Raw genomic sequence first — 13,395 nt, 5'->3', positions numbered from 1 at the left:
CTCATGATGATGTCCGGATCGGGCGCCTCATCGTTTGCAACGGGGTGCGGACGAGCCGCCACCAGCCGATTGACCGAGGTCACCACGACCACCGTCCCAGCGGGACATCGCCAGCCCGGCGGACCGGGCCAGGAACTTGCAAAATAAGGTCAGGCCGGCGCGTTGCCCCAGTCGAATGATGTGCCGTCGACCCAGATGCAGTGGAGGATGACAGCGATCTTGCGGGCGATAGCAACCTTTGCCTTTTTCATGCCGATCCGCTTCGCAAGTTTCATACCCCAGGCTTTGAGGGAGGACCATTTCTTTGTTCGATAAAGCAGAACGGTCGCCGCCTCGTAAAGGTACGTTCGGAGGAGCCTGTCGCCCCATCGGGATATCTTGCCACTAGTGTCAGTCTCACCAGATTGGTTGCGCCGAGGTGTGAGGCCGAGATAGGCGCCGACTGTCGAGGCCGATCGGAAGCGAGACGGGTCATCGATCGTATGGCGGAACGTCAAGGCGGTGACCACGCCGACACCAGGAACTGTCATCAGGCGACGCGTCGTCTCGTCCGACTTCGCCAATCGGCGGACCTCGTCGTCAAATTTGCTTTGCTGCTGGCAGATGAGTTCATGAATCGACAAGAGCGGCGCGATCACGCTGAGGAGTTGATGATCTTCGCCCAATAGCTCGCCAACCTGGTTACGGAACTGTTGGCCAATGGCGCGAGGGAATAGCAACCCACACTCCTTGATCAGACTGCGGACCTGGTTCTCGATATCCCGGCGTATGGACACAAGGCGGAATCGCGCCACGAGGATAGCTCGAACCTTCTGGCTCTTCTCACTCTTGATTTTGACTTCTCGAAACCAACCAACCCGCACCAGTTCGGCAAGGCCCCGAGCATCGTTCTGATCGCTTTTGTTCATGCGGACCGATAGTGCTGCGTGTGCATGCCTTGCATCGATGCAAACGACGGGGAGTTCGACCCTACGAAGCTCATGCCAAAGCCAGCTCGCCATTGCGCCCGTCTCAAAGCCGATACGCTCCGCCAGTGGCGCATGTTTACGAAGTAACTTTGACAGATCTCCAGGATGAGACTTGGCCTTTCCTTCAAAAATTGCTTCACCCGTCTCATTGACTACGCAAACCGCAGTCTCTCTCTGCGAGACATCTAGCCCGACGTATTGCCGCATGACAGCTCCTCCGAATCGTTTGATTGCGAGAGGTAGACGATAACGGAGCTCTCGTGCCCGAGCGCTGACCGCAATTACGCCATCGTTCGCAAATTTGACCCCGTATCGGCGTTCAATTTTGACGCCTTTGCGCGGCGTGGTTTGATAGCGCTCGACTCGTCGGAGCTGGCCGGGATTGCGGAGACGAGGCGAGCGCGGGTGGCGTGATCGTCGTCGCGGCTTTTGAATCGCCAGCTGTCGTTGCCGGTCTCGACAATGTCGCAGTGGTGGGTGAGCCGGTCGAGCAGCGCGGTTGTCATCTTGGCGTCGCCGAACACGCTTGGCCATTCGCCAAAGGCGAGATTGGTTGTGACGACGATGGACGTGCGCTCGTAGAGCCTGCTGACGAGATGGAACAGGAGCTGGCCGCCGGATTGAGCGAACGGCAGGTAGCCGAGTTCGTCGAGGACGATGAAGTCCATCCTGGTCAGATGCTCGGCGATACGACCTTGTCGTCCGTTGCGGGTCTCGATCTCGAGGCGGTTGACGAGGTCGACCACGTTGTAGAAGCGACCGCGGGCGCTGGAGCGGATGCAGCTTCTGGCGATTGCGATGGCCAGATGGGTCTTGCCGGTGCCGGTACCGCCGACGAGCACGGCGTTGCGTTGCTGGGCGATGAAGCCGCCGCCGGCGAGGTCGTTGACGAGCGTCTGGTTGATCGGCGTGCCGTCGAACTGGAAGTCGGCGAGATCCTTGGCCAGCGGCAGCTTGGCGATGGTGAGCTGGTACTTGATTGAGCGGGCCTGCTTCTCATTGATCTCGGCGTTGAGCAGGTCGCCGACAATGCGCTGGGGTTCATGCTGGCGCTTGATGGCGGTCGCCATGATCTCGTCGAAGGCAGCTTTCATGCCATAGAGCTTCAACTCACCCATGAGGTCGAACAGTTGAGTACGTTCCATCAGATGGTTCTCCTAAGGCTGTCATAACGGGCACAGTCGGCGATCGGCGCATGGCGCAGGATCAGCGCCGCGGGAGTGAGGATGTTGGCTGGTGGAGCGGGTTCGCGTTGACGGGCCAGGATGTTGAGCACGACGTCAGCGGAATGAACGCCATGAGCGATCGCCTCGGCGCAGGCTGCTTCAACGGCCGGCAGACCATCGGTCAGCACCGCATTGAGGATGTCGACCATCTGCCGGTTGCCATCGTCGGTGCTGGCGAGCCTGCGCCGGATCCGTTCGATCGCGGCCGGCAGCACCCAGTCCTTGAAGGGAGCGCCGTTACGCAAGGCGCCGGGCTTGCGCGCGAGCACCGGCACATAGTGCCAGGGATCGTAGGTCGTCTCGCCGCGTGCGAAGGATCGCGGATGCTCCGCCACGATCCGTCCATCCTGACGGATTACGATGCGGTCGGCCTAGGCCTGAACCTCGACCGGGCGTCCGACGGCGCTGGCCGCGACCGAGTATTTGTTATTGTCGAAGCGTACCAAACAGGTCTTGGAGACAGACGCCGGCACCGCGTGGAAGCCGTCGAACCGGCCGGCATAGGGAACGAGCTTGGGGCGCTCGGCTTCGAACACGTCCCAGATCGTCTGATCGGCCAGTTCCGGATGGCGATGCGCCTTGGCGTAAGTGATGCATTTGTCGAGCAGCCAGACGTTTAGCTCGTCGAGGGTTTTGAATCGCAGCCGTGGTGTGAAGAAGCGTTCCCGGACCAGTCCGACCTGGTTCTCGACCTGGCCCTTCTCCCAGCCCGACGCCGGCGTGCAGGCAACCGGGTCAACCAGATAGTGGCTGCACATCTGCAGGAAGCGGCGATTGTAGCGGCGATCCTTGCCGACAAAGATCGCCTCCACCGCCGTCTTCATGTTGTCGTAGATGCCGAGGCTGCAGGTCCCTTTGAACAGCGCGAACGCCCGGTCATGGGCGTCGAACACCATCTCCTGCGTCTCGCGCGGATAGGCTCGCACGAACAGCATGCGGCTGTGGCACAGCCGGACATGAGCGACCTTCACGATCGCCGTCACGCCGTTGAGGAGAACGATCTCATGGCTCCAGTCGAACTGGTAGGCTTCGCCCGCCGCAAAGCTCAACGGAACATAGGCCGCCGCGGTCGATTGCCCGCGCTCCTTGTTCCACCGCTTGGCGTAACGCCGCACGGCATCGTAACCACCGTCATAGCCGCGGCCGCGAAGCTCTTCGAAAATCCGGATCAAGGTCAGTTGTTCGCGCGCGGATTTGGTCGCGTTCGCCGCCAGCAACACATCGAGCTCAGATGCCCAGTGTCCAAGCTTGGGCCACGGCTGAACCTGCCGCTCGTACTCGAACGAGGTCTCTCCCGACCTCAGCACCTTCCGGACCGTGTTCCGGGACACCTTAAGGTCGCGGGCGATCGCCCTGATCGTCTTGCCCTTGATGAAGTGTTCGCGCCGTATCCGCGCAATCGTCTCCACGACCAGCATCTCCCACCACCTGCTTCGTTACAAAGCAGGCAGCGCAACAGACCAACCTTCAGGGGGTCAATTTTGGACGCCGAGCCCCCGGCTTAGAGGGTCAATATTGCAGGCCGAATGACAGGCAAGGTCGCGCAGACTGTCCACTTCATACAGATCAAACTCGATTTCGGAGGGATCGTCGGTCTTTGCCTCGAAACGGTGGCCGCATTCGCCTATCGCGATGATGAAGGCGATTTTCTCCCTCTCGTCCCAATCCTCGACAGCTCGCAGGTACTCTGCAAAATTCGACTGGTACAGCTTCCATGCACCGGCAAGGGCGCAATCTATGTCCTCGCCGTCGATGAACTGGATTTCAAATTCCTCGACAGGCTGGCCGTAGTCATTGACCGCCCGCTTGGTGCTGGCAGTGAACTCGTCCGCAGACGTGAAATAAAATCCCGGAGCCGAAATATCGTAGGGTTGAGCAAATAAGGTGGTCATACTTTTCTCGCTTTTTTCATGGGTTGAAACAGCGAAGCTCCCTAAAAGGGAAAGCCGCGCCTGAACCCCTGGCCAGCGCCGAGCGACCATGAAAAACCCGCTGCAAGGCGGGTCATGGGCGGGAGACCGAAAGAGTGGGGCTCCACAGCGCCACCGCCGCTTGCGGCGGCTTGTTCCGACAACACGGGAGACTGCGCCGCTAAAGCGCCGCAGTCGAATGGAGCGGGCCGGAGGAATTGGCGCTATTGGGCAAGCCCTGCTCGTAGGTGTAAGCTGGAAAAGGGGTACAGCGCGCGGTACGTGCGCAAGACAAAGTGTGGCCGGGATCGGACGCCGCCGTATTATATCCTGTCAGGGATCGTGACCCGGATGGGCCGAAACCGCAACTGGCGGGTTCGGTGGAGGCGGCAGCAAAGGAGCCGCCGGAATAGAGCCCGGCGCACCACGGTGCGGACAGCCTTAAATGATGACATGAAAGATCACTGCCGATCAGCGCCGCACAGTGCCTTCGAACGAACAGGCGGGGCCGCGCGCGCTTCGTCTTGCCATCCTCTCTGAGTTGCGTTTGGATACCGTGGGACTTCGGGGAGATTTCTGGGATGCTAGGTGTTCAGTCCCGGCATTTGGTGGATTGGATCGATGATGAATCGATCCGGCTCTAAAGTCCACTGTTTGCAGATGAGCTCGTATGGTGTGAGGCCGTTGAGGGTCTTGAGGCGGCGGCCGAAATTGTAGGCGTCGATGAAGTCCTGAAGGTGCCGTCGCAACTGATCGTGGTTGTCGTAGTGGAAGCGTTTGACGGTGGCATCCTTGATGGTCCGGTTCATCCTTTCGACCTGGCCGTTGGTCCAAGGATGATTGGGCTTCGTCAGCCTGTGCTCGATGCCGTTGTCGCCCTCCACGTCCGGCAGTCGGGATATGCCATGACGCTGCAGACAGCGATGCAGTGACGAGCGCGTCAGATGCGGGATCGTCGGCTGAAGTGCGTAGAGGCAGTCGTCCAGCGGTAGCAGCGTGTGCTTGCGAAAGGCGACGATGATCGCCTCATCCTCGAGCGAAAGTACTGACGAATGCGGCTCTTTCGGCCCGGTCGGCAGATCGGCGACCGAACTACGCTTCTTCCACTTCGCCACGGTCTTCTGGTTGATGCCGTAGCGCTTGGCCAGTTTCCTCAAGCTCTCTTGACTATGTTGTATCGCTCGACAGACCGCCTCTGTCGTCGTGGCGCTCCCGTGAAGAACCTGGCCCATAGCGCATCCCTCCATCCCTGTGAGAAGACTGCACCATCAAAGCCTGGGATCAAACACCTAGGGTAGGCCTTGCCGCCTTCATGGCGCCGCTCGGCGATGTCGATGTGGAAGTAGCCGATCTCGTAAGCCTTGAGCCGCTTCGGGTTTTCGTGATCGGTCTTTGGCAGGCGAGAGATCGTTGATCCCGAAGCGCCGCGCGAGTTTCGGGGCTGAAGCCTGTGATCGCTGTAGCTGCCTTCGAACGGCGTACGTGGTCGTGGCGCTCCCGTGAAGAACTTGGCTCATAGCGCGTCCCACTCCGACGACGTATAATGATACGCCATCACACCGTGAGACTTAACAGTGTTCACTCATCGGAATCACATGGGGTGGGCAGGATACCGACGCGCATGGCGTAGGCCGTAACGTCGCGACGGAAATCGGCTATCATCAGTTCGAACAGTGTGAATGCTTCAATCTGAAATTCCGCGATGACCTTATGCGACGGGAGCCGGCGGTCGCCGACCCTGCGCTTGAGATAATCGAGGCGTTCCGATTGCTCCGACCAGAGGTGATCGATCGCCGCCATCATCAGGCGGCGAAGGATATCAACGAACGTAGTCTCACCCATGCTGGCGATCTTGCCGGCGATCCAGCGATCGGCCGCGGCGGTTATGCGCTGTGCGAGGGCCCTTGCGTCGGCTTTGGGATCGCTCGATGGAGGTCTGATGTCGATGGCAAGAGTCAGGACGGACCGGATCGCGTGATCCAGCCCGGCAATGTCCCATGGAGCGGTCGGCGCGGCGAAACGATTTATAAGATCGTCGACCGTCTCATGACGCAGTTGCTTTGCCCGAATGAGCGTATCGCTCCCGTCGCGGATGCTTTGACGCAAATCGTAAACGTTGTCGCGCTGGCGTTGAATGATTGTATCGAAACGCAAGAGTTCAAGGCGACGATCGAAGCTGCGGATTTCGTGCCGTTTCTGCGCCGCCTCGATCAGGCGGCTCGCAACTGAGGGGGCGATCGTGGGGGCTTGTTCTGTCAGAGGCGGTGCGTCGATCGCGGCAGTTTTCAGGAACTCGTCGTCAAGCGAGGCGTGGAAGACCGATCGCCCCGGATCGCCCTGCCGTCCGGCACGGCCGCGCAGCTGTTCGTCCATCCGCCCATGATCGTGATGGGTGGTGCCGATCACCAGTAGTCCGCCTGCGGCAATCACCTTGGCGCGTGTTGCGGCATCGGCGTGTTCGCCGCCAAGTCGGATATCCGTGCCCCGGCCAGCCATGGCGGTGGCAATCGTCACGGCGCCGGGAGCGCCGGCCTCGGCGATAATTTGGGCTTCGCGAGCGTGATTCTTGGCGTTGAGGACGGCGAAGGTGCGGCTTGAACCCAGATTCTGAGTTGCTGGATTTTTCTGACTCCAGCCGTTGGTTTCAAGCATCGCGGCCAAGGCTTCCGATCGTTCGATCGACGGAGCGCCGATCAGAACGGGCTGGCCTCGCGCGGCGGCATCTTCCAGCTCCCGCAGGATCGCCTGAAATTTACCGGCGGCGGTGGAGTGGAGCACGGCCCCGTCGAGGCGGATCATCGGACGGTGTGTCGGGATTGATATCACGTCGAGGCCGTAGACCTCTTTGTATTCTTCGGCATCCGCTTTTGCCGTGCCGGTCATGCCGCATAGCTTATCGTAGCGCCGGAAATAGGTCTGGAATGTGATCGCAGCGACCGTGCGCGTTTCCTCTCCGATGGCGCAACTTTCCTTGGCCTCCAGGGCTTGATGCAGTCCTTCGTCATAGCGCCGTCCAGGCATCGGCCGTCCCGTCAGCCGGTCGACGATGATCACCCTGCCGTTCTCAACGACATAGTCGCGGTCGCGCGCGAGCACCACATGAGCCCGCAGCGACTGCATGATGTGGTGGAGCAGTGAGATCGATACGCTGTCATGCAGCGTCGACGAAGCCTTCAGCAATCCTTGTTGCTGCAGCCGGAGCTCGACTTCACTGTATCCCGCTTCGGTCAGTGTGACGCGCCGACGATGGTCGACTTCGTAGTGCGAGGGTTGCAATGAGGCGATTAAGACATCAATTACCTCATAAAAGCCGGAATGATCGCCGAGCGGCCCGAACAGCGCCAGCGGCATGTTGGCCTCGTCGATCAGTGTGGCGTCGGCCTCGTCAACCAATGCAAAAGCATGGCCGCGCTGCACGGTTTCAGCGGCCGACAATTTTAGGTTGTCGCGCAGATAGTCGAAACAGAACTCGCTGGCGACGCCATAAGTAATATCGCAACAATAGGCTTCGCGCCGCTCATCGTCGTCCATTTCTTGCGTGATCACGCCGGTGCTGAGTCCGAGCAAGTCGTAGACTGGCCGCATCCAGGCGGCGTCGCGCTCAGCCAGATAATCATTCGGCGTGGCGACGTGGACGCCCCGTCCCGTCAGGCCATTGAGCGCGCAGACGAGTGTGGCCGTGAGCGTCTTGCCTTCTCCAGTCCTCATCTCGGCGAGATGGCCGTCATGAAGGGTGAGAGCGCCGATGATCTGTACCGGAACAGGGTGTTCGTTCAGCGCGCGCCGCGCGGCTTCGCGAGCCAGCGCAAAAGCTTCTTCCTTGATCTCATCGAGGGACGTGCCAGCCTGGACCCGCTGCCTTAGTTCGGTAGCGCGATCAAGCAACCCGCGGGCAGACAGTCGTCGATGGTCCCCTTCCAGAACAAGGATCCGGTCGGTGGTCGTCTCGTATTGTGTCAGCTTCCGGCGAGTGCCGAAACTCAGCGCGCGCCTTGTCAAGCGCAGAATCATTGAAACTCAAAAAGAATCGGCATTGTAAAAGCAAACTGAGTTCCGCCGACGTCGCTCGGAGGTTGGGGCAATGGCTGTGCGCGTTGCAGGAGTTCGAGCGTTTCGTGATCGAGGGCGGCAGATCCACTACCCTTCGCGATTCTGCTGGAGATAATGTGACCGCTGCGGTCAATGATAAAGAAGACTTTTGCTGTTCCGGTTTCGTGATGGGCCTGGGCATCCCGCGGATATCGCTTGTTACGCTGAAGGTGAAGGGCCAGCTTCCGTTTCCAGCTCACGAGCGGTGCTTTCCGTGCAGCGGCGGCGGTTGGCGCCGTCGTGACGGCCGAGGCAATCAGCGGAGGCGTTGCGTTCGGAGTCTTTTCCTTTTCTTCTTTCTTCTTCTCTTCCTGCTCTTTCTGCTCGGGAGGCGTCTCCAGCGCAACGTCAGGTTCGGCTACCTGCGGAAGCGGCGGTTCGGGTTCCGGCTCGTTCTCTGTCTTGACTTCGGCCTTTTCCTGAGGTGGAGGAGCTTCGTCGGCCTGCATTTGCTCTTCGCCCGGCGCTACGTCTCGAGCCTCGGCGTCGCGGAACGACTCGGTGGTGAAATCTACTTCGATTGTCGTGACGGTATCGAAGGTATCGCCTTCGGCCGGTGTCATGAGCAGGGCGGCCGCGACTGCGCCATGCAATGACAGCATTGCAATGAAGCAGGTGCTCCAGCGCAACAATTCTTTCCGCGTGACGTTGCTGTAAAGGCGCGGCATGCTCATTGTGCAGCCCCCCCGGATTGTGCCCCGCCCGCGGATTCAAGTCCGACCAGGGCAATCTTCAAATACCCGGCAGACCGCAAATCGTTCATCAGCGTCATCACCTCGCCATAGGGAATAGTCTTGTCGGCGCGAACGAACAGACGCTTGCTGTGATCCGACGATGTCACCGAGGCCAGCGAGGCTGCCAGCGCTATGCGCGAGATCGGCGTCTCCCCGACCGCCAGCGTGCGGTCAGCCTTGAGCGTAATGAAGATCGGTTTTTCCGGACGCGGCTGACGCACCGCCGTCGATGCTGGCAGGTCGACGGCGATGTCGACGGTCGCCAGCGGCGCCGCAATCATAAAAATAATCAGCAGCACCAGAATGACGTCGATGAACGGCGTCACATTGATGTCGCTGACCTGCGCCATCTCATCCTCTGACGATGCCGGCTGAAGCGAAACGCCCACGGGTGGCTACTCCTTACTCAGCAACGATCCGATGAGGCATCATCTCTGCCCGATTGAGATCTCTGCTCACCATGCGCATTAGTTCCGCCGAGCCGTCTCCCAGCAAGCCGCGATAACCCGTGATGGAGCGCGAAAACATGTTGTAGATCATCACTGCCGGAATCGCCGCGACAAGCCCCATGGCCGTTGCCAGCAAGGCCTCGGCGATGCCGGGCGCGACGACCGCGAGGTTGGTGGTCTGCGTTTTCGAAATGCCGATGAAGGCATTCATGATTCCCCAGACGGTGCCGAAAAGCCCGACAAACGGCGCGGTCGATCCAATGGTAGCCAGAATGCTGGTCCCGCGGGTCATGCGCCGTGCCGCCGCTGCCTCTATGCGACTGAACAGCGAAGCAATTCGTTCCTTGACGCCGTCATGGTTCATGGCGTCCTGCGAACGATGAATTTCATCGCGTGCGGCATTGGTGAGATTAGCGATGTCGCTTCCGGACTGCTGCAATATCCCGCTTGCCTCATCAAGCGTACGAGCGCGTTCCACGTTATGGATATCACGCACGAGTTTGCTCCGCGCGCCAATCAACTCGATTGTCTTTGCAAGCCATACCGACCACGTCACAACGGAAGCGAACGCCAGACCGATCATTACTGCTTTCACAATGGAATCGGCTGCCATGAACATACCGATGGGCGTCAGTTCATGCGGCAGAATCGACTCGGGGACTTCGACGAGTTCGCTCGCGTGCGGCGTTTGCTGCTCGATTGACGGCATCGCCGACGCGGCCGGCGGCTCGGCGGGGAACGTCTCGGCACCAGGTACGGCTTGCGACGCGGGTTGCTGAGGTTCAAGTTGCGTAGTCTGGGCTGCCGCAGGCGTGGATTGCGCGCCTATCGAAGGATTTTGTCCGGAAGGAGAAGCGGCCTCGTGGGAGCCGGGCCGCGATAATGACTGAGCGTAAGCAAGGTGCGGTCCAAACGCTAACGTCAAAAGGAATGCAAGCCCGATCGCTAGAGCAGCCTTTGCGGCTCGTGTTCGGCTATTGCCCACCATCGTACGTGAGAGGTTCAGAGACAGCTTCATGGTGAGAAACTCTACTATCATGCACCACTCCGGGCTGTCGGAGCGGCCAAGAACAGATGCGCAGGCATCTGACGACATGCTCTAGCGCCTGGGCTTTTCGAATCAAACAGACAAGCTGATATCAAACTTAGAATATCTGTAAGTTAGTACTGGGGTGCGTTGAAGCTCGCGCCGGGATGATGCGGCAGATTTATCACCCGCCACGGGATATTGATGTCGCGCCGCGACTCTCGATCAATGAGACGCAAAAAGTGATTCCAGAAAAACAAGCAGCATACACAGGCGTTAAACGAGCGCGCAGTCGCCTTTGACGAAAGTGCTTAATCAACGAGGCTTGAACTAGAATTTCTATAAAGAGCCTCGAACTGCGGTTCCGACAGGTTGCTTACGAAATTATCCAGGAGCTATGTCGCGGCCTACGGATTTAGTTTCGCGATGTCAGCAATCTTCAAGGATTCGGGGCAATGGGTATTCCATCGGCAGATCATACGAGCGATACAGAAAGCGGCAACGTCGTAGCAGGACATTCATCAGTAGTAGGGTGGGGCAGAGCGATGATCGGCGTTGCCGCCGTGATGCTGATATCCGATTCTGCCGACGCCCAGCCGGCTCCCGTCGGAGAGGATCTTCCGCAGGTTCGCGTCACGGCGCCAAAGCGGCAGGCCAAGAAAAGAACTGTGCATCGTGCGCCTGTACATGCTGCCCCCGCGCCAGTTGTCACTGCTGCGCCGAGCAACGTTCAGGTCAATCCCATCGTCGGCGACGCGCACGGCGTTACCGGCTATCAGGCGCCTGCGCAGGCAGGAATGGCCCGGCTTGGGGTGCCACTCGCCAATACGCCGCAGACCGTCAACGTAGTGACGCAGCAGGTGATCCAGGAACAGCGGCTCCTCACCATGGAAGACGCGCTGCGGACGGTGCCGGGCATTACCTTTGGCGCCGGCGAAGGCGGCAATCAGGGCGATACGCCGATCGTGCGTGGTTTCGCGGCCCGCGGTGACATGTTCCGCGATGGCCTTCGCGATCCGGGTTGGTACACGCGCGACATGTTCAGCAGCGATCGCGTCGAAGTGTACAAAGGGCCGTCGGGATTTGCCTTCGGTCGCGGTTCGACCGGCGGCGCGATCAATACCGTATCGAAGCTTCCCCAATCGACCACCTTCGTGAATGGCACCGTCAGTGGCGTCTCCAGCGGCGGGTATCGCGCCGATGTCGATGCCAATGGGACACAGGGGAATTTGTCCGGACGCCTCGCTGCGATGTATCAGGACATTCCTGTCCAGGACCGAAATCATATCTTCGCAAGGCGCTGGGGTGTCGCCCCATCGATCAAAGCGGAGTTTACGCCGGATACCCGGGGGATCTTCAGCTATATCTATCAAGGCGAAGATGGCGTGCCAGATTACGGACATCGCTACCTACCGGGGCCGGTCCGCAATTCAACGACCGGCGCAATGACCAACCCCGGCTATTTCGGCAATGGCGCCGCAACGCCGCCGATGCCGGTCCCTCGCCAAGTTTTCTATGGCGTGGCTGGCGGCCCGCTGGCGGATCGCCAGATCACCAACACTCACATCGCCACAGCCCAGTTCGAGCATGATTTCAGCGACACTTTGAAGATTTCGAACGCGACGCGATACGTTGGCGTCAACCGCATGGCACGGCCGACAGCCCCGCGCGGCGAGGCGCAGGCTGACAATGTCAGCGCGATTACTCCGGGCTATCCGGTCGAACTGATGACGATGGGACGGCAACACTTCGAGACAGTAACGGATAACACGCTAGTCATTAATCAGACTGATCTGACCGGCAAATTCTGGACCGGCGGCCTGGAGCATACCTTCACGCTGGGTGCTGTAGCCTCGCAACAAACCCGCGATCAGATGCGTGCTAACTACTGCACGCCAACAAACCTGGCGTGCCGGACCAACGCCTTCGCCCCGGTCGATACGACTTATGGCGGGCCGAATAACGGCTTCGGTTTGCCAAACCGTACCGTCTCGACGGACTATGGGGTTTACGGCTTCGATCAGGTCAAGTTCAACGAGTACTTCGAGTTGCTCGGATCGATCCGCTATGACGATTTCCGCACCACCTACACCAATCTCGCGGCAGTACCGCCCGCGAGCCAGCGGCTCAATCGGGCCGATCAGATGGTTGCCTGGCGTGTCGGCGGCATCTTCCATCCGACGCATAGTTCGAGTATCTACGCCGCCTATGGCGTGTCGAACAATCCGGCGGCGGAGTTCGACGTGCTGAGTGACGCCGGCAACAACGCGGCGAACTCCACGCTAGCTCCCGAGCGCAACACAACGGCTGAAGTCGGCGCTAAGGTCGATGTTCTAAACGGCAGGCTGACGCTGAGCGGCGCGGTGTTTCGGATAGAGAAGACCAATCTGCGTATTCCAATCGATCCAGCCTCGAATACAGCGCTGGTGCTCGGTGGTCTGGCGCGCGTGGATGGCGTGGAAGTGGGCGCCGCGGGCAAGATCACCGATAAGTGGGGCCTGTTTGCGGGCTACAGCTATCTCAACTCCAAGATCGTCAATACGACCGATCTTGCGCAGTTGGGTAATCAACTCCCACAGACGCCACCGCATAACTTTACGCTGTGGACCACTTATGAACTCACGCCGCTGTGGACTATCGGTGGCGGCGCCACGTATGCGGCGCGAACCTTCAGTAATATCCAGAACACAAACTACGTGCCCAACTACTGGAAGCTTGATCTGATGACGAGCTATAAAGTCACAAAGGACTCGATGCTGCAGCTCAACATCTACAACCTGACCGATGAGCTTTATTATGCGCAGTATTATGCTGGTCATGCCGTTCCGGCCGCCGGACGAACCGCGATGCTGACTTATCGCTATAGTTTCACGCCACCGCCGCCGGTCCAGGATTATCCAGTGAAGGCGGCGCACTACGTGGGCAAATAGTCGCGTATGATCGCTTCATGCAAAGCTGCCCAGATGGACATCAAGAACAAATGTGGTGTGGA

Annotated in this window: 9 protein-coding genes and 2 pseudogenes; 1 reads left to right on the top strand and 10 read right to left on the bottom strand. The window is 59.5% G+C overall.

Going from position 1 to position 13,395, the window contains the following annotated elements:
- Nucleotides 1-149 precede the first annotated feature (149 nt).
- The 10 genes and pseudogenes from ACMYR2_RS01550 to exbB form a co-directional block, all read right to left on the bottom strand.
- On the bottom strand, nt 150-1,175 hold the full coding sequence (locus tag ACMYR2_RS01550) for an IS110 family transposase (protein ID WP_416192988.1): 1,026 nt from the start codon (nt 1,173-1,175) through the stop codon (nt 150-152).
- Nucleotides 1,176-1,249: 74 nt separating this feature from the next.
- On the bottom strand, nt 1,250-2,113 hold the full coding sequence (gene istB / locus ACMYR2_RS01545; protein ID WP_416193319.1) for an IS21-like element helper ATPase IstB: 864 nt from the start codon (nt 2,111-2,113) through the stop codon (nt 1,250-1,252).
- Nucleotides 2,113-3,612: pseudogene (gene istA, locus ACMYR2_RS01540) on the bottom strand (IS21 family transposase). The gene istB and the pseudogene istA overlap by 1 nt, the downstream one beginning before the upstream one ends.
- Before the next feature lie 57 nt (nt 3,613-3,669).
- On the bottom strand, nt 3,670-4,176 hold the full coding sequence (locus ACMYR2_RS01535) for a hypothetical protein (protein ID WP_416193571.1): 507 nt from the start codon (nt 4,174-4,176) through the stop codon (nt 3,670-3,672).
- A 512-nt stretch (nt 4,177-4,688) separates the two neighbouring features.
- Nucleotides 4,689-5,336: an integrase core domain-containing protein gene (locus tag ACMYR2_RS01530; protein WP_416193570.1), complete on the bottom strand. Its 648-nt coding sequence runs from the start codon at nt 5,334-5,336 to the stop codon at nt 4,689-4,691.
- A 62-nt stretch (nt 5,337-5,398) separates the two neighbouring features.
- Nucleotides 5,399-5,515 (bottom strand): annotated as a pseudogene (locus ACMYR2_RS01525) (IS481 family transposase); the annotation flags it as partial.
- Nucleotides 5,516-5,682: 167 nt separating this feature from the next.
- Nucleotides 5,683-8,115 (bottom strand): preprotein translocase subunit SecA, encoded by a 2,433-nt coding sequence (secA, locus tag ACMYR2_RS01520; protein ID WP_416193569.1) that lies wholly within the window; start codon nt 8,113-8,115, stop codon nt 5,683-5,685.
- Nucleotides 8,112-8,867 (bottom strand): TonB family protein, encoded by a 756-nt coding sequence (locus ACMYR2_RS01515; RefSeq protein ID WP_347265037.1) that lies wholly within the window; start codon nt 8,865-8,867, stop codon nt 8,112-8,114. The genes secA and ACMYR2_RS01515 overlap by 4 nt, the downstream gene beginning before the upstream one ends.
- Nucleotides 8,864-9,316, bottom strand: a complete 453-nt coding sequence (exbD, locus tag ACMYR2_RS01510) for a TonB system transport protein ExbD (RefSeq protein ID WP_347265036.1) — start codon at nt 9,314-9,316, stop codon at nt 8,864-8,866. Before exbD ends, ACMYR2_RS01515 begins: the two co-directional genes overlap by 4 nt.
- A gap of 13 nt (nt 9,317-9,329) precedes the next feature.
- Nucleotides 9,330-10,415 carry a tonB-system energizer ExbB gene (gene exbB / locus ACMYR2_RS01505; protein ID WP_416193568.1) on the bottom strand — a complete coding sequence of 362 codons (1,086 nt, stop codon included), beginning with the start codon at nt 10,413-10,415 and terminating at the stop codon, nt 9,330-9,332.
- Nucleotides 10,416-10,948: 533 nt separating this feature from the next.
- On the opposite strand from exbB, the gene ACMYR2_RS01500 reads away from it, so the two are divergent.
- Nucleotides 10,949-13,333 carry a TonB-dependent receptor gene (locus ACMYR2_RS01500; RefSeq protein ID WP_416193567.1) on the top strand — a complete coding sequence of 795 codons (2,385 nt, stop codon included), beginning with the start codon at nt 10,949-10,951 and terminating at the stop codon, nt 13,331-13,333.
- Nucleotides 13,334-13,395 lie beyond the last annotated feature (62 nt).

Origin of the sequence: Nitrobacter sp. TKz-YC01, assembly GCF_047824785.1 — a bacterium.
Taxonomy (GTDB): Bacteria; Pseudomonadota; Alphaproteobacteria; order Rhizobiales; family Xanthobacteraceae; genus Nitrobacter.
This window is presented reverse-complemented; position numbering and strand designations above follow the sequence as displayed.